The sequence below is a fragment of the Pantoea sp. CFSAN033090 genome (assembly GCF_001264395.1).
In the GTDB taxonomy this organism is placed as follows: Bacteria; Pseudomonadota; Gammaproteobacteria; order Enterobacterales; family Enterobacteriaceae; genus Pantoea; species Pantoea agglomerans.
Genome location: NZ_LGYX01000003.1, coordinates 188742 through 210180, shown reverse-complemented (window position 1 = coordinate 210180; position 21439 = coordinate 188742). Strand labels below are relative to the sequence as shown.

Here is a 21439-nt window from a genome sequence, read left to right as displayed (position 1 = left end):
TAAAGAGACTCTATTCCAGGAGCCAGCGTTTTACCTATATTTACGCTGTGGCAGCAAATGGGGGGAGCAAACGTTAAACCCCGGCAATTACGTGATTAAAATCACACAACACATGAAATATGGATCTCTGGTTTCACTGGTTGTTTATTAAGATCACGGTTCCGTTTACACTTTCTGACACTTTTTGGCACCCGGTTCTCAACAGGTTCAGAACATGACAAACCGTAATCGTATTGGCCTCACCTGGATAAGCTTCTTCTCCTACGCGCTTACCGGCGCGCTGGTGATTGTTACCGGCATGGTAATGGGCGATATCGCAAAAGATTTCCAGATCCCCATCTCCAGCATGAGTAATACCTTCACCTTCCTCAACAGCGGCATCCTGGCGGCGGTTTTCCTGAACGCCTGGCTGATGGTGATTGTGCCACTGAAGCGTCAGCTGATTTTCGGCTTCGTCCTGATGGTACTGGCGATAATCGGGTTGATGACCAGCCGCGATCTGACCGTCTTCTCGCTCTGTATGTTTGTGCTGGGCGTGGTCAGCGGCATTACTATGTCGATCGGCACCTTCCTGATCACCCATATGTATGAAGGCCGCCAGCGCGGTTCGCGCCTGCTGTTTACCGACTCCTTCTTCAGCATGGCGGGCACGCTGTTTCCGGTGCTGGCGGGGATTCTGCTTGCGCGTCAGCTGCCGTGGTACTGGGTCTACGTCTGCATCGGCTTTATCTACGTCGCGATCTTCATCATGACGCTGTTTGTCGAGTTCCCGGTGCTGCGTAAGCCTGAAAACAGCCCGACAGTTGAGAAAGAAAAATGGGGGATGGGCGTGCTGCTGCTGGCAGTGGCGGCGCTCTGCTACATTCTGGGCCAGCTTGGCTTTATCTCCTGGGTGCCGGAATATGCCACCAAAGTCATGGGCATGAATATTAATGATGCCGGACAACTGGTGGGCAGCTTCTGGACCGCGTATATGGTGGGGATGTGGGCCTTCAGCTTCCTGCTGCGCTTCTTCGATCTGCAACGCATTCTGATGGTGCTGGCGGGGCTGGCTACCGTGCTGATGTACTGGTTCGTCAGCAGCCAGGATGCCAGTATGCTGAAGTGGATCATTATGGTGTTGGGCTTCAGCTCGAGCGCAATTTACACCACCATCATCACGCTCGGCTCGCTGCAGACCAAAGTGGCGTCACCGAAACTGGTGAACTTTATTCTGACCTGCGGCACCGTTGGCACCATGCTGACCTTCGTGGTGACCGCGCCGATTGTTGAGAAGAGCGGCGTGCACACGGCGCTGGCCACCGCCAACGGCCTCTACGCGGTGGTGTTTGTGATGTGTGTCCTGCTGGGGCTGGTCACTAAACATCGCTCGCACGGTCACGTTACGCATTAATCATTCAGGGCGGCGATTGATCGCCGCCCTGCTGTTTAACGCCGGAAGTCTATCCGCTCCCGCTCCCGCCAGTAAATCTCGCTTTCTGCGGGCTTTGTCTCTGCCACCACAGTGCCGCGACGCAGCGAGTAGCGCACCGGAACCTGTCTTCTTACTGCATCAAAACCACTCTCTGCCGGCAGAATAATCAGGCTGGCATCGTTGCCGGTCTGAATGCCATAGCCTGACAGCTGCAGCGTCTTCGCGCTGTTATGCGTAATCAGATCCAGCCCCGCATCAATCTGCTCATAGCCCATCAACTGACAGACGTGTAAGCCCATATGCAGCACCTGCAGCATGCTGGCGGTGCCCAGCGGATACCAGGGATCGAACACATCGTCGTGGCCGAAACAGACGTTAATCTCCGCCTCCAGCATCTCTTTCACCCGCGTAATGCCGCGCCGCTTAGGATAGGTATCAAAGCGGCCCTGCAGGTGAATATTGACCAGCGGATTCGCGACAAAATTAATGCCCGACAGCTTAAGCAGCCGAAACAGTCGTGAGGTATACGCGCCATTGTAAGAGTGCATCGCGGTGGTATGACTGGCCGTCACGCGCGCGCCGTTGCCATCGCGATGCGCCAGCGCCGCCACGGTTTCCACAAAGCGCGACTGTTCATCATCGATCTCATCGCAGTGAACATCGATCAGCCGATCGTAGCGGTTAGCCAGCGCAAAGGTTTTATGCAGCGACTCAACGCCATATTCACGGGTGAATTCGTAATGCGGGATCGCGCCGACCACATCCGCGCCCAGCCGCAATGCCTCCTCCAGCAATGCTTCACCGTTGGGATAAGAGAGAATACCCTCCTGGGGAAAAGCAACAATCTGGATAGTGATCCACGGCGCCATCTCCGCCTTCAACTCCAGCATCGCTTTAAGCGCCGTCAGTGACGGGTCAGAAACGTCAACATGAGTACGGACAAACTGAATGCCGTTGGCAATCTGCCACTTCAGCGTCTGCATCGCCCGCCGCTTAACATCTTCATGACTGAGCATGGCTTTGCGTTCAGCCCAGCGCTCAATGCCTTCAAACAGCGTACCGGACTGGTTCCACGCAGGTTCGCCAGCGGTCTGGGTGGTATCCAGATGAATATGCGGCTCAATAAAAGGCGCGCAGGCTATGCCACCCTCACCGTCCAGCGATTCATCCGCCGGTGAAGCGTGCTGCGGCTGGGCTGAGATTCGGGCAATTTTGCCATCGGCGATGGCGATCTGCCATAAACCATCCCGCCAGGGTAAACGCACGTTATTGATCCACTTAGGTGACATCATTGCCGACTCCTTTTCCGGTTTTGTGTTTTAAAACTAACACGATTCAGGTGACCCGCCGCAAGCCCGAATAATCAGCGGGTTAGCCGCACCAGAAAAAATTATTTTAAATCAACCATATACCTCTTAATGGGTATATGGCGTCGTGGTTGATGTATATCAATAAGTGCCAGAAACGGCGCGCTATTGTAGCCGCAGATATCGCAAATTTGAGGCAAAAATGAGCAAGCACAATGTCGTCGTTATCGGTAACGGCATGGTCGGCCACCGCTTCATAGAAGAATTACTAGAGAAAGCGGAACCTGACCAGTTTTCGCTGACCGTCTTTTGTGAAGAACCCCGCGTCGCCTATGATCGTGTCCACCTGTCCGCCTACTTTTCCCATCACACCGCTGAAGAATTGTCGCTGGTTCGTGAAGGCTATTACGACAAACATCAGGTCAATCTGCTGCTGGGTGAACGCGCCATCACCATTAACCGTGATGAGAAGCTCATCCACTCCAGTACCGGTCGCGCGGTGCATTACGATACGCTGATTTTTGCCACCGGCTCTTATCCGTGGATCCCGCCAATTAACGGTGCCGAAGGCAGCGACTGCTTTGTCTATCGCACCATCGAAGATCTCAACGCCATCGAAGCCTGTTCGCGCCGCAGCAAACGCGGCGCGGTGATTGGCGGCGGCCTGCTGGGGCTGGAAGCGGCGGGCGCACTGAAAAATCTGGGCATTGAAACCCACGTTATTGAATTTGCGCCGGTGCTGATGGCGGAGCAGTTAGATCAGCAAGGCGGTGAGCAGCTACGTCGCAAGATTGAGCAGATGGGCGTGCGGGTCCACACCGGTAAAAACACCCAACAGATTGTGCATCACGAGCACGGCGGCAAAACGCTGCAGTTTGCTGATGGCAGCGCGCTGGAGGTCGATTTCATCGTCTTCTCCACCGGCATTCGCCCGCAGGACAAACTGGCGAAGCAGTGTGGATTAGCACTGGGGCCGCGCGGCGGCATCGCCATTGATGACCAGTGCCGGACCAGCGATCCCACTATCTACGCCATCGGTGAGTGCGCTGCCTGGCAGAATCGCGTCTATGGCCTGGTGGCGCCGGGTTACAAAATGGCCCAGGTCGCCAGCGACCATCTGCTGGGCCGCGACAATGCGTTTACCGGCGCGGACATGAGCGCCAAACTGAAGCTGCTGGGTGTTGATGTTGGCGGCATTGGCGATGCGCGCGGCACCACGCCAGGCGCTCGCAGCGTGGTCTGGCTGGATGAGAGCAAATCGATCTACAAGCGCCTGATTATCAGCGAAGATCAGAAAACCCTGCTGGGTGCCGTCCTGGTGGGCGACACCAGCGATTATGGCAACCTGCTGCAGCTGGTGCTGAATGCTATTCCGCTGCCTGCTAATCCGGAAGCGCTGATTCTGCCAGCCGGCAGCGGGGATAAACCGGCCATCGGCGTCGATTCTCTGCCTGATACCGCACAAATCTGCTCCTGCTTTGACGTCAGTAAAGGCGACATCATTAAGGCGGTACAGGGTGGCTGTCATACCGTGGCAGCACTGAAAAGCAGCACCCGTGCCGGCACCGGTTGCGGCGGCTGTATCCCACTGATCACCCAGGTTCTCAACAGTGAACTCAGCCGTCAGGGCATTGAGGTCAATAACCATCTTTGCGCCCACTTCGCCTGGTCACGTCAGGAGCTTTATCACCTGATTCAGGTAGAGGAGATTAAAACCTTTGACGAACTGCTGGCCCGCTATGGTCAGGGTTACGGCTGTGAAGTGTGCAAGCCGGTGGTTGGCTCACTGCTCGCCTCCTGCTGGAATGAGTATGTGCTCAAACCCCAGCACGCGCCGTTACAGGACAGCAACGACCTCTATCTTGGCAACATCCAGAAAGATGGCACCTACTCGGTGATCCCGCGCTCGCCCGGCGGTGAAATCACGCCTCAGGGACTGAAAGTGATTGGCGAGATCGCCGAGCGCTATCAGCTCTACACCAAAATTACCGGCTCTCAGCGTATCGGTCTGTTTGGCGCGCAGAAAGACGATCTGCCCGCTATCTGGTCACAGCTGATCGACGCCGGATTTGAAACCGGCCAGGCCTACGCCAAGGCGCTGCGGATGGCGAAAACCTGCGTTGGCAGCGCCTGGTGCCGTTATGGCGTGGGTGACAGCCTCGGCTTCGGCGTGATGCTGGAGAACCGCTACAAAGGCATCCGTACGCCGCACAAGATGAAGTTTGGCGTCTCTGGCTGCACCCGTGAATGTGCAGAAGCACAGGGCAAAGATGTCGGCATTATCGCGACCGAAAAAGGGTGGAACCTCTACGTCTGCGGCAACGGCGGCATGAAACCGCGCCATGGCGATCTGCTGGCGGCCGATCTCGATCAGCAGACGCTGGTTACCTATCTCGACCGTTTCATGATGTTCTATATCCGCACCGCCGACAAACTGCAGCGCACCTCGCTGTGGCTGGAGAGTCTGGAAGGCGGCATCGACTATCTGCGTAAGGTGATCGTGGATGACAAACTTGGCCTCAACAGCCAGATGGAGCAGCAGCTGGCCGCGCTGCGTGCCAGCGTCAGCTGTGAATGGAAAGCGACGCTGGAAGATAAGGATCACCTGACGCGCTTTGCCCACTTTATCAACTCGCCGCAACGCGATCCTGGCGTGCAGCGGGTCGCGGAGCGCGACCAGCACCGCCCGGCACGCGCCGATGAACGCATTGTCGTGACACTGATTGAGGAGACCGAATCATGAGCCAGTGGAATCCGGTGTGCCCGCTGACGCAGATCCTGCCCGCTACGGGCGTCTGCGCGCTGGTCAAAGGCCAACAGATTGCTATCTTCCGTCCCCGCAACGATGAGCAGCTCTATGCCATCAGCAATATCGATCCCTTTGCCGATGCCAGCGTGCTGTCACGCGGCATTATTGCTGAACATCAGGATGCGCTCTGGGTTGCCAGCCCGCTGAAAAAGCAGCGTTTCCGTCTTAGCGATGGCTACTGCATGGAGGATGAAACGCGCTCCGTGGCGGCCTGGCCGGTGCGGGTCAATGCCGGACAGGTTGAAGTCTGCCTGTAACTCCCGTCAACAGCCCGCCTTCGCGGGCTTTTTTAAGGACGTCTGATGGACTACTTCCCCTTGTTCTGCCGCCTGCAGGGCCGACGCTGCCTGCTGGTCGGCGCAGGTGACGTGGCTGAGCGGAAAGCCCGCCTGCTGCTGGAGGCCGGCGCCGAGCTGCTGGTCGGTGCCCTTGATTTCTCCCCCGCCTTCCGGCAATGGGCGCAGCAGGAAACCATCACGCTGCTGCCAGGGGCGTTTGATCCGCACTGGCTCACCGGCTGCTGGCTGGTGGTCGCCGCGACCAGCGATGATGCGGTTAATCAGCAGGTGGCTGAAGCCGCCGAAAAACAGCAGATCTTCTGCAATCTGGTGGATGCGCCGCAGCAGGCCAGCGCCATTATGCCGTCGATTATCGATCGTTCCCCGCTGATGGTCGCCGTCTCTTCCGGTGGACGCGCGCCGGTACTGGCGCGCCTGTTGCGGGAGAAGCTGGAGGCGATGCTGCCGCAACACCTTGGCCAGCTGGCGCAGCTGGCAGGCACTCTGCGCGCGCGGGTGAAACAGCAATTCAGCGCTGTCAGTGCCCGCCGCCACTTCTGGGAACGCTTCTTTAACAGCGAGCGGCTGGCCCAGACGCTGGCCAACGGCGACAGTGAACGCGCGGAGCAGATTACCGACCAGCTCTTTAACGCTGACCTTCGCCAACAGGGTGAAGTGGCGCTGGTCGGTGCCGGTCCGGGTGATGCCGGATTACTGACCCTGAAAGGCTTACAGCTGATCCAGCAGGCAGACGTCATCGTCTATGACCGGCTGGTCTCCAATGAGATCCTGAATCTGGTGCGCCGCGATGCCGAGCGCATTTTTGTCGGGAAACGCGCCGGACATCACTGCGTACCGCAGAATGAGATTAACCAGCTGCTCTGCGAACAGGCGCAGCGGGGAAAACGCGTAGTGCGGCTGAAAGGCGGCGATCCCTTTATCTTTGGTCGCGGCGGTGAAGAACTGGAAGCGCTGGCGCAGCGGCAGATTCCGTTCAGCGTGGTGCCGGGGATCACCGCCGCATCGGGCTGTGCGGCCTACAGCGGTATTCCCCTGACCCACCGCGATCATGCGCAGAGCGTCAGACTGGTTACCGGGCATCTGCAGAAAGAGGGCACGCTCGCCTGGGAGACGCTGGCGGCGGAACAGCAGACGCTGGTCTTTTATATGGGGCTCACGCAGGCCGGAGAGATTCAGCAGCAGTTGATAAAGCACGGTATGCGCAGCGATATGCCGGTGGCGCTGGTGGAAAACGGCACCACTACGCGTCAACGCGTGGTCACCGGGACACTGAGCGAGCTGGAGGCGTTAGCCGGTCAGGTGACCAGTCCCAGCCTGATGATCATCGGCAGCGTGGTAAGTCTGCGTGACAGCCTGCGCTGGTTCTGAGTCCGGCAAATAAAAACGGCGGGCACAATGCCCGCCGTCCTGGTTGTCTGCTCAGCCATTACGGCATCGCGACAAAGCCTACCGCCTGATACACCTTCTTCAGCGTTTCCTGCGCCTGTGCGCGTGCTTTGGCCGCGCCATCACGCATCACCTGCTCCAGCAGTGCTTCATCGTTGCGGAAGCTGTGATAACGCTCCTGCAGCTCAGAGAGCATACCCGACACAGCATCGGCTACTGCGCCCTTCAGGTGACCATACATCTTGCCTTCGAACTCCTGCTCCAGCTCGGCGATGGTTTTACCGGTCACACCCGACAGAATATCCAGCAGGTTAGAGACGCCCGCTTTCTCTTTGATATCGTAGCGCACCACTGGCGGCTCTTCAGAATCGGTGACGGCGCGTTTAATCTTCTTCACGACCGCTTTCGGATCTTCCAGCAGGCCGATCACGTTATTGCGGTTATCGTCAGACTTGGACATCTTCTTCGTCGGTTCCAGCAGCGACATCACGCGCGCGCCAGACTTCGGAATCAACGGCTCTGGTACTTTGAAGATATCGCCGTAGATCGCATTGAAGCGATGCGCGATATCGCGGCTCAGCTCCAGATGCTGCTTCTGATCTTCACCCACCGGCACCTGATGGGTCTGATAGAGCAGAATGTCAGCCGCCATCAGCACCGGATAGTCGAACAGACCGGCGTTAATGTTCTCTTCGTAACGCGCTGATTTATCCTTGAACTGCGTCATGCGGCTCAGTTCACCGAAGTAGGCATAGCAATTCAGGATCCAGCTCAGCTGCGTGTGCTCTGGCACATGCGACTGAACAAAGATGGTGCTTTTTTGCGGGTCGATACCACAGGCCAGATAGAGCGCCAGCGTGTCCAGCGTCGCTTTACGCAGTGCAACAGGATCCTGACGCACGGTGATCGCGTGCAGATCAACGATGCAATAAATGCAGTGGAAATCATCCTGCATCTGCACCCACTGACGCAGCGCTCCCATATAGTTGCCAATGGTCAGTTCGCCGGACGGCTGTGCGCCGCTGAAAACGATGGGTTTCATACTTATGTCCTGATATTTACAGCCCCAGAGCGGGCAAAAGTTCGTCGAAAGAGTCGAGGGTTAAATCGGGCTGGCTGGTGGCAATCGGCTCGCCATAGTTATAGCCAAAGGTCATGCCGATATTGGGTACGCCCGCCGCCTGTGCCGCCTGGATATCATTGCGTGAGTCGCCGACAAACAGCAACTCATTCGGCAACACACCAAAGGTACCCAGCACCATAAAGATTGCCGCAGGATGCGGTTTTTTAACCGGCACATCGTCGCCACCGATAATCAGCGAAAACGCATCAGCAATGCCAAGCGACTCCAGCAGCGGTGCCACAAACGGCGTCGGCTTGTTGGTGACTATCGCCATCGGCAGCCCGGCAGCCTTTAATGCGGCCAGCGTCTGCTTTACCTGTGGAAACAGCGTACTGCCTGCATCCACGGTATCGGCATAATGCCGGTCAAACAGCGCCCGCGCATCACGCTGCTCTTCCGGCTGCGGCTCACGGCCCAGCGCGAAGGTCAGCGCACGGGACATCATGATATCCGCGCCGTTGCCAATCCAGGTTGAGACACGCTCAAGGCCCGCCTGCGGCAGACGGAGATCGTTCAGCGTGCGATCAATCGCATCGGCCAGGCCGGGTGCGCTATCCACCAGTGTCCCATCAAGATCAAACGCCAGCGCACGAATATCAGTGAAATGAGCCATTGGCCTTCTCCAGTTCGTTGCGCATATCATCGATCACTTTTTTATAGTCAGGGTGACCGAAGATCGCGGAACCGGCGACAAACATGTCGGCACCGGCGGCAGCGATCTGGCCAATATTGTCGATCTTCACGCCGCCATCCACTTCAAGACGAATGCTGTAACCACTCTGATCGATACGCCTGCGCGCTTCACGCAGTTTATCCAGTGTGCCAGGAATAAATGACTGACCGCCAAAGCCGGGGTTCACTGACATCAGCAGAATGATATCCAGCTTATCCATGACGTAATCGAGGTAGCTCAGCGGGGTTGCCGGGTTAAACACCAGACCCGCTTTGCAGCCATGCTCTTTGATGATTTGCAGGGTGCGGTCAACGTGTTCGCTGGCTTCGGGATGAAAGGTGATGTAGGTGGCACCCGCTTTGGCGAAATCAGGGATTAGCGCATCTACCGGCTTCACCATCAGATGCACATCGATGGGGGCAGTGATGCCATAGTCGCGCAGTGCTTTCAGCACCATCGGACCCATGGTCAGATTAGGCACGTAGTGGTTGTCCATCACGTCGAAGTGAACCACGTCACCTCCGGCCGCCAGCGCTTTGGCTGTGTCTTCGCCCAGGCGAGCAAAGTCCGCCGAAAGGATTGAAGGGGCCAGCAAATATTGTTTCATCCGATTCTCCCACTGTTGTGCGCCAGCACGCAGGCTGGCGTAATGCGTTGGTCGCGGACGAAACAGACTAGCTATAAAGTGCCAGCAGTTCGTCGACCTTGGTGCGACCCGTTATGCTTCGGCTGATAGAACGCCGGGCTTTGACCACATGTAACTCTGCATCCTGATACCATAAACGCGTCAGTGCAGTGTCGTGGTTAGAAATCAGTACCGGAATCCGGTCCTCCGACGAAGCCAGCTTTGCCGCTAACGCCGCCAGGTTCTCCTGCTCACGCAGGCTGAAGCTGTTGGTGTGATAAGCCGTGAAATTGGCCGTTGCCGACAGCGGCGCATAAGGCGGATCGCAATAGACTACCGAGCCTTTACCGGCATTGGTCAGGGTAACATCGTACGATTCACAGACAAACGTCGCTTTTTGCGCACGCTCGGCAAACCATAACAGTTCTGCTTCCGGAAAGTAGGGTTTGCGATAGCGGCCAAACGGCACGTTGAACTCGCCACGCAGGTTATAGCGACAGAGGCCGTTGTAACAGTGACGGTTCAGATAGAGGAACAACAGCGCGCGCAGGTAGGCGTCGGTGCTGGTGTTAAATTCGGTGCGACGCTGGTAATAACAGATCTCGTTGTTACTTTCCGGCGTAAACAGCAGCTGCGCGTCACGGATGAAATCCGCCGTGCGCGTTTTAACAATGTTATAGAGATTAATCAGGTCACTGTTGATATCAGCCAGATGGTAGCGATCAAATTCAGTGTTCAGAAACACCGAACCCGCGCCAACAAAGGGTTCTACCAGACAGTCGCCTTGCGGCAGATGGCGATGGATCTCTTCTACTAAGGGAAATTTTCCCCCTGCCCATTTCAGGAAAGCGCGATTTTTTTTCATGCTGTCGTGGTTATTACATCTTATTGTGAGGCTGTGGCTGGACCGACAGCAGATCTGCGCTTAAAACGGGGCCAGAAACTGGCCCCACATCCGCTATTGGCTGGCTTCTTTCTTCACCTGGCTTACTGGTTTAACCCACGGGTTCTTCGCACGCACTTCGGCAGGCAGTGAGGCTACCGCGCGTTTGGCATCAGCCGGTGTGGCATAGGAACCACTCACCAGCACGTACCACGACTGACCGTTACGGGTGGTTTTGTAGACGTGATACCCACTCAGATTCTGCTGCTTAGCCCAGGCATTCAGGCTTTCCGCCTTCGATGCACCGCTCAGCTGCAGGGTATAGCTGCCGCCTGGTAATGATTTGCTGGCTGAACTGCTGCCTGCCGCCGCAGTGGCCGGAGCAGAAGGGGCTGGCGTACGTGCTGGCGTGGTATGTGTTTTGCTGTCACGGGTTGCAGGCTTCGAAGCAGTTTTATGCGATGAATCGTGCGCCGGACGGGCAGAAGCGTTTGATTTGTTTGGCGTCTGACGGCCTGCAGGGGCCGTAACCGGATTCGCAGCCGTTCCGGCATTGCCGCTGACCGTGGCAGGGGCTGTTGGCAGTGAACTGCCACCCTGCGTGCCCATCGCGGCACTGTCGACCTGCTGCTGCTGATTACTCAGCGCGCTGTTCAGATCGCCCGGCAGCGTGACACGCTGCTGATTTGCTGGCGTCTCAACAGGGGCGGCCTGCGTAGGCGTTGAAGCCACAGGCGGCATTGAGACGTCGCGCTGCGGGTCAGACGCAGCATTACCGCTGGTCGCCGCGTTATTTTCGCTGGTAGCTGGCGTGGTCTGCCCGCCGGTTGGCGTCGTCTGTCCACCTGACATGGAAGAGGAGCCGGCCAGGTCGATATTCTTCTCACTGCCGGAACCGCCGCCAGCGGCAGGCGTGTTGCCCGCAGTGGCAGGTTTTTTCTCATCCGGGCCATTCAGCGCCGAACCAATACCCAGTACCAGTAACAGCAGAACCAGGATCCCGACACCCATCATGATGCGCTGGCGCGAAACCGGTATTTTGGCTGCGGGAGACGACTTACGAGGGCGCGAGGGACGGCGATCGCTGGCGTCAGGTTTTAACTCATCTTCCGGTTTAAACTCATCCATTTTGCCTCCTCCGTAAAGCGGCATTCCGCACTGCGCACCCTGCGCGCCGCGTCACCACTCAACTGCTTAATCTCAGGATTGCTGACAATCATTAATTGCAGCCAGCACCATATCATGTGCCACGCCACCACGCACTTCAGAGCGGCCAATCGACAGCGGGAGTACCAGCCGCAATTCGCCCGCCAGAACTTTCTTATCGCGCATCATGTGCGGCAGATACATCTCCGCACTCATCGCCTCCGGCCCATGTACCGGCAAACCGGCACGCAGGAACAGAGCAATAATGCGGTCCGTCTCCTGTGCCTGGAACTGCCCCAGGCGTTCAGCCGTGCGTGCCGCCATCACCATGCCCGCTGCAATCGCTTCACCGTGCAGCCAGTTGCCATAGCCCATGTGTGCTTCAATCGCATGACCAAAAGTATGGCCCAGATTCAGCAACGCCCGCTGACCGTTTTCACGTTCATCGGCGGCCACGACTTCGGCTTTCAGTTCACAGCAGCGACGAATGCAGTACGCCAGCGCCTGTTCATCCAGCGCCAGCAGGGCATCAAGATTCTGCTCCAGCCACTGGAAAAACGCACCGTCGAGGATGATGCCGTACTTAATCACTTCCGCCAGACCCGACGCCAGTTCGCGCGCGGGCAACGTCTGCAGACAGGCAGTATCAATCACCACCGACGCGGGTTGATAAAACGCGCCGATCATGTTTTTGCCCAGCGGATGGTTAACGGCCGTTTTGCCGCCAACCGAAGAGTCGACCTGCGACAGTAAGGTGGTCGGTACCTGAATAAAGCGTACGCCACGCTGATAACTGGCCGCAGCAAAACCGGTAAGATCGCCAATGACGCCGCCGCCTAAGGCGATAAGCGTCGTATCACGACCGTGCGGCTTTTGCAGGAGCGCGGTAAAAACCTGATCCATCACGGCCAGCGTCTTATATTGCTCGCCGTCGGGTAAGATCACCTGATCCACTTTTACACCTGACGCCGTCAGCAGCGCCGTCAGCTGGTCAAGATAAAGCGGAGCCAGCGTCTGGTTTGTCACCACCATGGCGTTTTCGCCCGCGGTTAGCGGCCAAAAAGAAGCCGGATCGTTAAACAGTCCGGCAGCGATAGTGATGGGGTAACTGCGTTCCCCCAGTGAGACGGTGATCTTCTCCATGATGCCCGATACCTGTTAAGGAGCCTTCGAACGTTGGATCAACTTTTTTCCAACATGTGGATAATCTGATTCGCCACCACTTTCGCACTCTGATCATCTGTGCGAATGGTTACATCGGCGATCTCTTCGTAGAGCGGGTTACGTTCGCCAGCCAGCGCTTCGAGCACTTCACGCGGCGGTGAATCCACCTGCAGCAACGGACGTTTTTTGTCACGTTGGGTGCGCGCCAGTTGCTTCTCGATGGTGGTTTCAAGATAAACCACAACACCGCGGGCGGAGAGACGATTACGCGTTTCCCGGGATTTGACGGAACCACCGCCTGTCGCCAGGACGATGCCTTGCTTCTCGGTCAGTTCGTTAATGATTTTTTCTTCGCGATCGCGAAAGCCAGCTTCGCCTTCGACATCAAAAACCCAGCCCACATCCGCTCCGGTGCGTCGCTCAATTTCCTGATCGGAATCGAAGAACTCCATGTTGAGTTGCTGAGCCAACTGACGGCCAATAGTGCTTTTGCCGGCACCCATCGGCCCAACCAGAAAGATATTGCGTTTCTCTGCCATTTTGTCGGTATTACTAAGAATTCGTTAATGATACCCCGCGTTCAGCATTTGCTGGCGGGACAGGAACTGAGACCTCATGAGCGTTAGCAAGAGTCAGATGAAAAATTATCTCAACACTCAAGGCTGTTTGGCAACCGATTATATTGCCTTCAGCACATCCATTTCTGAATTGGCCTGTGTTCGCGAAACTGTAACGCGCCAGCGCTGCGTCTTTACAACGCTGCGTACAGAGGAGTTTTCTGATCTGTTTGCCGGGATTTACCCAGCATAGACGGTTACACCGTATTGAAAATCGCTAAACCTTGTAAGCTAATTCCTCTCCTGCGTCAACGCAGATGGCCTTAAGGGACGCATTTTCCGTTTTATCCAGCCGTAAGCGCTGCTTCCCTGACCAATCGCGGCGTAATGAAGATCACCAGCTCTCTTTTTTTGCGCTGATCAGATTGCTGGCGAAACAACCCGCCAATCAGCGGCACTTTTCCCAGTAGCGGCACCTGATTCTGTCCGCGGGTGCGCTGCTGCTGAAAGATACCGCCTAACGCCAGTGTTTGCCCGTCACTGACCGTGACCTGAGTCTCAATTTCCTGTTTATCGATGGATAATATGTCGCTATCGCCGGTTCTGATGCTGCGACCCGGCATATTCTGACTGATATGGATCTTCAGCTGGATGCGGCCATTGCCGGAAATCGTCGGTGTCACCTCCATACCCAGCACCGCTTCTTTAAACTCAATACTGGTGGCACCGCTGTTTCCTGCCGACACTTCATAAGGAATTTCTGTGCCCTGCTTAATCGAGGCGGTCTGCTGATGTGAGGTAAAGAGGCGCGGACTGGCGATGATTTCAATCTGGTTCTCCTGCTCCAGCGCACTTAACTCCAGATCCAGAAGCTGCCCTCCGATGCGCGCCAGCGCCATTCCCACGCTGATGCCGGGTGAACTCACCGCCAGCGGAACATCCAGCCGGGGATGATGCAGGATATCTGTTACGGCGGCGTCCCCCGCCTGCAATCCCCACTTCACGCCCAGCTCCTGCAGATGCTCCTCGCTGATAGTAACGATGTGGGCTGACAGCTCAATCTGTTCCAGTGGCAGATCCAGCGCCCGTATCCATCGCTCCGTCTCTTTTAAAGCCGCCGCACTATCGCGCAGTAACAATGCGTTGGTGCGTTTGTCGACCGTCACGCTACCGCGCGGTGTCATCAGCGATTGACGCTCACTAAGCAGGCTGGCATATACCTCGCTGGCGCTGGCATAACGCAATATCACAGCGCGCTGTTGCAAAGGAACCTGCTGCAACTGCGACTGCTTCTCAGCCTCACGTGCCTGCTGCTGAGCCTGCTGCCAGCTTTCCGGATAGACCAGCAGGACATTATCCTGTTCAACCAGCGTCAGCTTTGCCATGCGCGCCACCAGGTCGAGCGCCTGATGCCAGGGCAGGTTATCCAGCCGCAGCGATAACGAACCTTCAACCTCTGGCGCAATCATCAGATTGATCTGCTGATAGTCAGCCAGCGCCTGCAAAATACGCTCTACCGGGGCGTTATCAAAAGTCAGGCTGAGAGGCTCCTCATCAGCGGCGTAAACCGGCAGCAGGCAGCTTAGTAGCAGCAGCAGGGTAGCTATCCTTATCATGCGATCGTCCTTTTAAATAAAATGCGGTCTGTTGTGCGTTGCAGCTATTCGGCACCGCTAAGGTAAGGCTGCGGCGGGTCATATCCGCCAGTTGCCAGGGTGCGGATGGAAATGGCTTGCCGGTGCGGGCCGTAATACTCTCTCCCTGCGGGGTCAGCAGCCAGGCATGGAAATGCGCCTCCCGGCCGATGATCCCCTGGAGACGCCAGCCGGTGAGCGGTTCCACTGACGCCTCACAGACGGAACCGGCTACAGGCCGGAACGGATCGCGCGCCAGCACGCCGCCACAGCACAACAGTAAAATCAGCAGACTATGGCGCATCGTCAGGTTCCAGCCAGAGTTGAGCCACCAGGTACTGCGGCTGCGCCAGCAGCTGGAAATGCACAGGAAACGGTGCGGAAGCCTGGGCAAGCTCGGCAAAAAGGGACTGAAACGCCGACCACTGCAGATGCAGCGTCAGCATGCGTGAGGGGGCGTCCGGCTGCCACTCTTCCAGCTGGCTACGGCGTGCCGCCAGGATCTCTTCCACTGCACGGCCCGATGCAGATGCTGATCTCGCGATCTGCATCGACTGCAGCTGCGCCTGCAACTGTGCATTATCAGGATTCTGACGCCACTGGTGCTGGCGCAGCTGCAGAGTGCGGGTCAACTGCAACAGCGTCTGCTGTTCAGCAATGAGCGCCTGCTGCTGTGGCCGTAACCACAGGATCCAGGAGAGCAGCAGCAGACCGGATAAGAGTGCGGCGAGCAAGCCATAGCGCGCAATAGCGGCCATCTGCCACCAGCGCTCCCACCATTCACTCACTGTTCACCTCCTGCATCTCTGCCCGCAGTGAAAACCGATAATGGCCATCAGGCTGACGCTTAACCCCGCCCTGCTTCACCAGACTAAACAGGGCCACAGTGGTTAATTGCTGGCGGAACTGTCGGACTGCCGCCATATCCTGTGCCTGCCCCTCCAGTGTCAGACGGTTGTCGCGCTTCTCCAGCCGGGTCAGCCAGGCGGTGTCGGGAAGTAACGCGGGTAAATCGAGCCAGAACTGCTGCCAGGCGGCCAGTTGTGCAGCCTGCTGGCGATGCTTCGCCCGCTGTTTTTGCATGACCGCGAGCTGCTCCAGTAACTGCTTCTGTTGCGCTAACTGCTGCCCCAGGCTTTCCAGCGCCTGCTGCTGCGCCCTGCTCGCCTGCGCCACCTGCTGACGCGTCTGCTGGATCCGCCAGGTTTGCTGCATCACCACCAGTAACAGGGCGCCAGTCGCCAGTGACAGCACGACCAGGCTCTGTCGCCGCTGCTGTTGCCGACGGCGCTGCCGCCAGGGCAGCAGATTAACCGCGACCATCACTCATCTCCGTCGCGCAGCGCCAGCCCGGCCGCCAGCGCAAAAGCGCCCGGATTCTCCGGCAAAGGTGGCTGCTTATAACGAAACAGATCAAAAGGGGAAAACGCGCTAACGTCTGCGGGCAACGGCGTCTGCTCTGCGGTACACCAGGCGACAGAACGCGCCCCGGGAAAGGCCTGCCGTTGCAGTGCCTCCAGCGTGGCGGCTTCGCCTGTGTCAGCAGCGGTGTGCGCATCGCTCCAGAGCCAGCGGTTATCCTGCTGCAGAACCAGCACCGCCTCGTCCTGCAGCGCTGCCTGCCGGGCTAACCGCTTCAGCGCCTCGGTGGTCAGTTCGAACACCTGCGGCTTTAAACCCGCCTGCAACAGGGGTGCCGCCCACTGGTCGATAATCTCCAGCCGCGCTGCCGTGACGCAGAGCTGCCCGCTCTGCACATCCGGCCGGTAATCCAGCGCCAGCGCAGCGGGCTCCAGCGGAAAGAGACGGCGCGCGGCCGCCTGCACGTAGTGCCCCAGCGCGGGCTCATTCAGCGACTGCGCAGGCAGGGGAAGCTGGCGCTGCAGCACCAGCTGGGCTGGCAGTCCGACCCGCAGCGAATAATGGCGTGGCAACCGCTGACGCCAGGCCGTTAAGGCCGCCAGTAATTCAGGCGAAGATTGCAGCACGCCGTTTCTTAACGTATCTTGCGGCAGCCGCTGCTGCCACCAGTGGCGTAGCTGCCAGCCATCACGACGAGGCTGGAGGGCCAGGGCGCAAATCTGCCTATTCTGAATATCCAGCCCAATTTGCCAGGTATGAAAAGCCATACGCGCGATCTCCTTATCGTCCGGGAAAATGGACATATCAAAGCGTCTGGCTTGCCTTTATACTACCGCGCGGTTGTTTATAAACTGCTCAAACGACAACAGATGGGAAATTCCAGGTGAAGTTCGTAAAGTATTTATTGATCCTTGCAGTGTGTTGCATCCTGTTGGGAGCTGGCTCGATTTATGGTTTATACAAATACATAGAGCCACAGCTGCCCGACGTAAACACACTGAAAGATGTGCGTCTGCAAACCCCTATGCAGGTTTACAGCGCCGATGGCGATCTGATCGCCCAGTATGGCGAAATGCGCCGTATTCCTTTGACTCTGCAGCAAGTGCCACCTGTGATGGTGAAAGCGTTTATTGCGACCGAAGATAGCCGTTTTTATGAGCACCATGGTGTTGATCCGGTGGGTATTTTCCGTGCGGCCAGCGTTGCGCTGGTCTCCGGTCACGCCTCACAGGGTGCCAGTACTATCACTCAGCAGCTGGCCCGTAACTTCTTCCTGAGCCCGGAACGCACCCTGATGCGTAAAATAAAGGAAGCGTTCCTGGCGATCCGCATTGAGCAGTTGCTGAACAAAGATGAAATACTTGAGCTCTACCTGAATAAGATCTACCTCGGCTACCGTGCTTATGGCGTTGGCGCAGCCTCACAGGTCTATTTTGGTAAGCCGGTTGACCAGCTGTCGCTGAGTGAGATGGCGATGATTGCCGGTCTGCCGAAAGCCCCTTCCACCTTTAACCCGCTTTACTCGCCGAGTCGTGCCCTGTCGCGCCGCAACGTGGTGCTGGCGCGTATGCTGGATCAGCATTACATCACGCAGCAGCAGTATGACGAGGCGCGTAATACGCCGCTGGTCGCGAAGTATCACGGTCCGGAAATCGCTTTCTCTGCCCCCTATCTCAGCGAGATGGTGCGTCAGGAGATGGTGAAACGCTACGGTGAGAATGCCTACACCGACGGTTATAAGGTCTACACCACCGTGACCCGTCGCCTGCAGGAAGCCGCGCAGACCTCAGTTCGCAATAACGTCATGGCCTACGATATGCGTCATGGCTATCGCGGCCCGACCAGCGTGCTGTGGAAAGTGGGTGAACCGGCCTGGGATCAGACGAAAATTGAGAAAGCGCTGAAGACGCTGCCGGTCTATGGTCCGCTCAATCCGGCAGTAGTAACGGAAGCGCGCAGCGATGAAGCGACCGTGATGCTGAAAGATGGCAGCAATGTGTCGCTGGCATTAGCGGGTGTGCGCTGGGCGCGTCCTTATAAGTCTGACACCGTGCAGGGCCCGACGCCGAAAAGCGTGACGCAGGTATTGCAGGCCGGCCAGCAGATCTGGGTGCGCAAAGTGGGTGATGAGTGGTGGCTGGGCCAGGTGCCGGATGTGAACTCGGCGCTGGTCTCGCTGGATCCGAATGATGGTGCGGTGCGCGCGCTGGTAGGCGGCTTTGCCTTTAACCAGAGCATGTTTAACCGTGCGACCCAGGCGCTGCGTCAGGTCGGCTCTAACATCAAGCCTTTCCTCTATACCGCCGCAATGGATCGCGGGCTGACGCTCGCCTCAATCCTTAACGATGTGCCGATTTCACGCTGGGATGCGGGTGCGGGTGCTGACTGGCGTCCCAAGAACTCACCGCCAACTTACGATGGTCCGATTCGTCTGCGTCAGGGTTTAGGCCAGTCGAAAAACGTGGTGATGGTGCGTGCGATGCGTGCGATGGGCGTGGATTACGCCGCTGAGTATCTGCAGCGCTTTGGTTTCCCGGCTCAGAACATTGTTCACACCGAATCGCTGGCATTAGGTGCGGCCTCATTTACCCCGTTACAGGTGGTGCGCGGCTACTCCGTGATGGCGAATGGCGGCTTCCTGGTCGATCCTTACTTCATCACCCGGATTGAGAACGAACAGGGCGGCCTCGTATTTGAAGAGAAACCGAAGATCGCCTGCCCGCAGTGCAATCTGCCGGTGATCTACGGCGAGACCAAAAAAGCACTGGCCCTGAATGAAGAGAGCGTCGAGAACGTTGCAGCCTCAAATAACAATCAGAATCAGGCCGTTCCTCAGCCTGAACTGGAGCAGGTTCCCGCTCAGGCACAACAGGGTGAGCAGCAATATGCACCGCACGTGATCAACACCCCGCTCACCTTCCTGATCAAGAGCGCGCTGAACACTAACATCTTTGGCGAACCGGGCTGGATGGGAACAGGCTGGCGTGCCGGACGTGACCTCAAGCGTAATGATATCGGCGGTAAAACCGGTACCACTAACAGCTCGAAAGATGCCTGGTTCTCGGGTTACGGCCCTGGCGTGGTCACCTCAGTCTGGATCGGCTTTGATGATGCGCGCCGCAATCTGGGCCGCAGCACGCTCTCCGGCGCCATTCCCGATCAGATTTCGGGCTATGAAGGCGGTGCGAAGAGCGCGCAACCGGCATGGGATGAGTACATGAAGAGTGCGCTGGATGGTGTACCGGTGCAGCCGTTAACGCCGCCGGATGGCGTGGTCACGGTGACAATCGATCGCAGCACCGGCAAGCTGGCAAATGGAGGGGGTAACACCCGCCAGGAATACTTCATCAATGGCACCCAGCCAACCGAATATTCGGTTCATGATGTGGGTACCACCATTATGGATAACGGTGAGAGTCACGAGCTGTTCTGATGTGATATCTGCAATGTGAAATATCTGAGGCTGGTCACCTGAAGTGATCAGCCTTTTTTATTGGCCCGCTTATCCTGATGAAACACGCGATGCTTTTCGTGCCTGAGCGGCTCAGTCAACTGGGATGGGAAAAAAAGAAAGGTAAAAGCCGGAGAGAGATCATCATCTGTTGCTGAGGAAAATGCCGATCACCCTGAGCGATCGGCATTAAATCAGTCAGATAATATAAAGCAATGTGTATGAATCGATTCAGAAAGTGAACCTAAAAAATAATATAGTTATTATATCGCTATGATTAGCTTAGTCTTCCCTGGTGCCAGCAAAGATAGTTATTGGCATATCAGCTGAACAACGACAACCAGCTTAATATTAATTGCGCCTAATAACAGGAGGGATATTAACTCTTGCGCATCGCTTATCATCATGATAGGAATAGAAAGCCCGATATCCTCTATTTTGATTTAATCACCTATGGATACTTTTATATATGGAAATTAAGGTGTGTCATACGCAAGACCCCAAAACTGAAGAGTATATTATTCAGCGACTCTGGCAGCATAATGGACGCTTTGCTGACATCAATATGAAAACGCTGAATGTTATCCTGTATGACGACCAGAAAAATATCCAGGGTGGCCTGTTAGCCCATACCTGGTGTGGCACGCTGGATATTCATTATTTATGGATAGAGGATGCCTGGCGCCTGCATGGCACAGGACGTCAGCTTATGCATGCAGCGGAAGAAGAAGCGCGCAATCGAGGCTGCCATATGTCCATCGTTGACACGTTAAGTTTCCAGGCTCGTGGTTTTTACGAAAAACTGGGTTATCGCGTCTATGGCGAACAAGATGGATATGCGCAGCGCTACGCACGTTATTATCTGGCAAAAAGATTATAATCTGAATGCTTTCAGCGAGGCGCCATGGACAGCCCATACCGTAGTATTGATGATTTCATTTCTGCATTCGCCACCACCATGGATTTATTACCGACACCCTGGGGTTTTAAGAATGCCGCATCGCAGCATCTTTATATGAATGAAGCTGCAAAAATGTATACTGCTACGCCTAAAAGTTATTTATTTGAGGGAAAAAGAGACAGTGAGTTCCCCACGCGCTGGAGTGATTGCGCCGATGAATTCTGCGAGCATGATCAACAGGTAAAATTGAATAACAGTAGCGTGGCCGTGATTGAAACCCACTACTGGTATGGCAACAATTATCTCACTCCTTTTATCAGCGAGAAATACCCTGTTTTCGACAACCGAAATCAGTGGCTGGGCTGCATCTGGAATGCACGTCCGGTGGATAACCTTACGGCAATAAGCTTTATCGATCCCAAAAAATCTTCTGTACTGACGACGCGTCTTGAGCACCCCCTTTTTACCCCCGCCGAGCTGGATGTCATTTTCCTGTTGCTACGGCGATTCAGCGCGAAAGAGATTGCCCGCATCTACAACCTCAGCGTAAAAACTATCGGTAACCGCATCACCACGCTTTATCAAAAAGCGGGGGTGCATTCGCTACAACAATTTGAGAGCTACTGTCGTGCGGAGTCACTGGAGAATTATCTGCCAGAGAGGTTTCTCAGCACAGGCGTTATTTATATATAAACCGGTAAGGAA

The 21439-nt window shown here is 56.4% G+C and carries 21 protein-coding genes; 8 read left to right on the top strand and 13 right to left on the bottom strand.

All coding sequences use genetic code 11. The features are described from left to right. Window positions 1-214: 214 nt before the first annotated feature. Window positions 215-1393 carry an MFS transporter TsgA gene (gene tsgA, locus AFL22_RS03385; protein ID WP_052270796.1) on the top strand — a complete coding sequence of 393 codons (1179 nt, stop codon included), beginning with the start codon at window positions 215-217 and terminating at the stop codon, window positions 1391-1393. 35 nt (window positions 1394-1428) lie between these two features. Here tsgA and AFL22_RS03380 read toward each other — a convergent pair whose 3' ends face one another. Beyond that, window positions 1429-2706, bottom strand: a complete 1278-nt coding sequence (locus AFL22_RS03380) for a cytosine deaminase (RefSeq protein WP_022624050.1) — start codon at window positions 2704-2706, stop codon at window positions 1429-1431. Between the two features lie 217 nt (window positions 2707-2923). On the opposite strand from AFL22_RS03380, the gene nirB reads away from it, so the two are divergent. Genes nirB through cysG form a run of 3 tightly spaced genes read left to right on the top strand, consistent with a single transcriptional unit; the run spans window position 2924 to window position 7197 of the window. Further along, on the top strand, window positions 2924-5464 hold the full coding sequence (gene nirB, locus AFL22_RS03375; RefSeq protein ID WP_052270795.1) for a nitrite reductase large subunit NirB: 2541 nt from the start codon (window positions 2924-2926) through the stop codon (window positions 5462-5464). Continuing rightward, a complete protein-coding gene (nirD, locus tag AFL22_RS03370; RefSeq protein ID WP_033772994.1) occupies window positions 5461-5787 on the top strand; it encodes a nitrite reductase small subunit NirD in 327 nt (108 codons plus the stop codon). The genes nirB and nirD overlap by 4 nt, the downstream gene beginning before the upstream one ends. A 45-nt stretch (window positions 5788-5832) precedes the next feature. Next, on the top strand, window positions 5833-7197 hold the full coding sequence (gene cysG / locus AFL22_RS03365; RefSeq protein ID WP_052270794.1) for a siroheme synthase CysG: 1365 nt from the start codon (window positions 5833-5835) through the stop codon (window positions 7195-7197). 58 nt (window positions 7198-7255) lie between these two features. On the opposite strand, the gene trpS is transcribed toward cysG, so the two are convergent. The 7 genes from trpS to aroK form a co-directional block, all read right to left on the bottom strand. Further along, entirely contained in the window at window positions 7256-8257 is a 1002-nt protein-coding gene (gene trpS / locus AFL22_RS03360) for a tryptophan--tRNA ligase (protein WP_010253111.1), read from the bottom strand. Window positions 8258-8273: 16 nt separating this feature from the next. Beyond that, entirely contained in the window at window positions 8274-8951 is a 678-nt protein-coding gene (locus AFL22_RS03355; protein ID WP_052270793.1) for a phosphoglycolate phosphatase, read from the bottom strand. Continuing rightward, the gene (gene rpe, locus AFL22_RS03350; protein WP_010253116.1) at window positions 8935-9618 is read right to left on the bottom strand and encodes a ribulose-phosphate 3-epimerase; all 684 of its coding nucleotides are present in this window, start codon (window positions 9616-9618) and stop codon (window positions 8935-8937) included. The genes AFL22_RS03355 and rpe overlap by 17 nt, the downstream gene beginning before the upstream one ends. A 67-nt stretch (window positions 9619-9685) precedes the next feature. Then, a complete protein-coding gene (gene dam, locus AFL22_RS03345) occupies window positions 9686-10501 on the bottom strand; it encodes an adenine-specific DNA-methyltransferase (protein ID WP_010671570.1) in 816 nt (271 codons plus the stop codon). Between the two features lie 93 nt (window positions 10502-10594). After that, a complete protein-coding gene (locus tag AFL22_RS03340; protein WP_022624046.1) occupies window positions 10595-11647 on the bottom strand; it encodes an SPOR domain-containing protein in 1053 nt (350 codons plus the stop codon). A 72-nt stretch (window positions 11648-11719) separates the two neighbouring features. Next, window positions 11720-12808 (bottom strand): 3-dehydroquinate synthase, encoded by a 1089-nt coding sequence (gene aroB, locus AFL22_RS03335; RefSeq protein WP_052270792.1) that lies wholly within the window; start codon window positions 12806-12808, stop codon window positions 11720-11722. Between the two features lie 38 nt (window positions 12809-12846). After that, window positions 12847-13368 carry a shikimate kinase AroK gene (aroK, locus tag AFL22_RS03330; protein ID WP_003852989.1) on the bottom strand — a complete coding sequence of 174 codons (522 nt, stop codon included), beginning with the start codon at window positions 13366-13368 and terminating at the stop codon, window positions 12847-12849. A 97-nt stretch (window positions 13369-13465) separates the two neighbouring features. Here aroK and AFL22_RS03325 point away from each other — a divergent pair, with 97 nt between their 5' ends. Continuing rightward, window positions 13466-13639, top strand: coding sequence for a hypothetical protein (locus tag AFL22_RS03325; RefSeq protein ID WP_223265993.1), 174 nt, complete (start codon window positions 13466-13468; stop codon window positions 13637-13639). Window positions 13640-13730: 91 nt separating this feature from the next. On the opposite strand, the gene hofQ is transcribed toward AFL22_RS03325, so the two are convergent. Genes hofQ through pilM form a run of 5 tightly spaced genes read right to left on the bottom strand, consistent with a single transcriptional unit; the run spans window position 13731 to window position 17149 of the window. Next, a complete protein-coding gene (gene hofQ, locus AFL22_RS03320; RefSeq protein WP_072123802.1) occupies window positions 13731-15002 on the bottom strand; it encodes a DNA uptake porin HofQ in 1272 nt (423 codons plus the stop codon). Beyond that, entirely contained in the window at window positions 14941-15324 is a 384-nt protein-coding gene (locus AFL22_RS03315) for a DNA utilization family protein (RefSeq protein WP_052270791.1), read from the bottom strand. The genes hofQ and AFL22_RS03315 overlap by 62 nt, the downstream gene beginning before the upstream one ends. Next, on the bottom strand, window positions 15314-15808 hold the full coding sequence (locus tag AFL22_RS03310; RefSeq protein WP_052270790.1) for a hypothetical protein: 495 nt from the start codon (window positions 15806-15808) through the stop codon (window positions 15314-15316). Before AFL22_RS03310 ends, AFL22_RS03315 begins: the two co-directional genes overlap by 11 nt. Then, window positions 15801-16343: a PilN domain-containing protein gene (locus tag AFL22_RS03305; RefSeq protein ID WP_052270789.1), complete on the bottom strand. Its 543-nt coding sequence runs from the start codon at window positions 16341-16343 to the stop codon at window positions 15801-15803. The genes AFL22_RS03310 and AFL22_RS03305 overlap by 8 nt, the downstream gene beginning before the upstream one ends. Continuing rightward, window positions 16343-17149, bottom strand: coding sequence for a pilus assembly protein PilM (pilM, locus tag AFL22_RS03300; RefSeq protein WP_052270800.1), 807 nt, complete (start codon window positions 17147-17149; stop codon window positions 16343-16345). Before pilM ends, AFL22_RS03305 begins: the two co-directional genes overlap by 1 nt. Before the next feature lie 116 nt (window positions 17150-17265). Between pilM and mrcA the strand changes: the two genes are divergently transcribed. The 3 genes from mrcA (at window position 17266) to AFL22_RS03285 (ending at window position 21427) form a co-directional block, all read left to right on the top strand. Further along, entirely contained in the window at window positions 17266-19815 is a 2550-nt protein-coding gene (gene mrcA / locus AFL22_RS03295; RefSeq protein WP_010671563.1) for a peptidoglycan glycosyltransferase/peptidoglycan DD-transpeptidase MrcA, read from the top strand. A 487-nt stretch (window positions 19816-20302) separates the two neighbouring features. Beyond that, on the top strand, window positions 20303-20713 hold the full coding sequence (locus tag AFL22_RS03290) for a GNAT family N-acetyltransferase (RefSeq protein ID WP_052270788.1): 411 nt from the start codon (window positions 20303-20305) through the stop codon (window positions 20711-20713). A 24-nt stretch (window positions 20714-20737) separates the two neighbouring features. After that, the gene (locus AFL22_RS03285; protein ID WP_052270787.1) at window positions 20738-21427 is read left to right on the top strand and encodes a helix-turn-helix transcriptional regulator; all 690 of its coding nucleotides are present in this window, start codon (window positions 20738-20740) and stop codon (window positions 21425-21427) included. Window positions 21428-21439: the final 12 nt, after the last annotated feature.

Excerpts from the sequence above, each read along its gene's own strand:
- tsgA (WP_052270796.1), top strand. The coding sequence starts at position 215 with ATGACAAACCGTAATCGTATTGGCCTCACCTGGATAAGCTTCTTCTCC.
- AFL22_RS03380 (WP_022624050.1), bottom strand. The coding sequence starts at position 2,706 with ATGATGTCACCTAAGTGGATCAATAACGTGCGTTTACCCTGGCGGGAT.
- nirB (WP_052270795.1), top strand. The coding sequence starts at position 2,924 with ATGAGCAAGCACAATGTCGTCGTTATCGGTAACGGCATGGTCGGCCAC.
- nirD (WP_033772994.1), top strand. The coding sequence starts at position 5,461 with ATGAGCCAGTGGAATCCGGTGTGCCCGCTGACGCAGATCCTGCCCGCT.
- cysG (WP_052270794.1), top strand. The coding sequence starts at position 5,833 with ATGGACTACTTCCCCTTGTTCTGCCGCCTGCAGGGCCGACGCTGCCTG.
- trpS (WP_010253111.1), bottom strand. The coding sequence starts at position 8,257 with ATGAAACCCATCGTTTTCAGCGGCGCACAGCCGTCCGGCGAACTGACC.
- AFL22_RS03355 (WP_052270793.1), bottom strand. The coding sequence starts at position 8,951 with ATGGCTCATTTCACTGATATTCGTGCGCTGGCGTTTGATCTTGATGGG.
- rpe (WP_010253116.1), bottom strand. The coding sequence starts at position 9,618 with ATGAAACAATATTTGCTGGCCCCTTCAATCCTTTCGGCGGACTTTGCT.
- dam (WP_010671570.1), bottom strand. The coding sequence starts at position 10,501 with ATGAAAAAAAATCGCGCTTTCCTGAAATGGGCAGGGGGAAAATTTCCC.
- AFL22_RS03340 (WP_022624046.1), bottom strand. The coding sequence starts at position 11,647 with ATGGATGAGTTTAAACCGGAAGATGAGTTAAAACCTGACGCCAGCGAT.
- aroB (WP_052270792.1), bottom strand. The coding sequence starts at position 12,808 with ATGGAGAAGATCACCGTCTCACTGGGGGAACGCAGTTACCCCATCACT.
- aroK (WP_003852989.1), bottom strand. The coding sequence starts at position 13,368 with ATGGCAGAGAAACGCAATATCTTTCTGGTTGGGCCGATGGGTGCCGGC.
- AFL22_RS03325 (WP_223265993.1), top strand. The coding sequence starts at position 13,466 with ATGAAAAATTATCTCAACACTCAAGGCTGTTTGGCAACCGATTATATT.
- hofQ (WP_072123802.1), bottom strand. The coding sequence starts at position 15,002 with ATGATAAGGATAGCTACCCTGCTGCTGCTACTAAGCTGCCTGCTGCCG.
- AFL22_RS03315 (WP_052270791.1), bottom strand. The coding sequence starts at position 15,324 with ATGCGCCATAGTCTGCTGATTTTACTGTTGTGCTGTGGCGGCGTGCTG.
- AFL22_RS03305 (WP_052270789.1), bottom strand. The coding sequence starts at position 16,343 with ATGGTCGCGGTTAATCTGCTGCCCTGGCGGCAGCGCCGTCGGCAACAG.
- pilM (WP_052270800.1), bottom strand. The coding sequence starts at position 17,149 with ATGGCTTTTCATACCTGGCAAATTGGGCTGGATATTCAGAATAGGCAG.
- AFL22_RS03290 (WP_052270788.1), top strand. The coding sequence starts at position 20,303 with ATGGAAATTAAGGTGTGTCATACGCAAGACCCCAAAACTGAAGAGTAT.
- AFL22_RS03285 (WP_052270787.1), top strand. The coding sequence starts at position 20,738 with ATGGACAGCCCATACCGTAGTATTGATGATTTCATTTCTGCATTCGCC.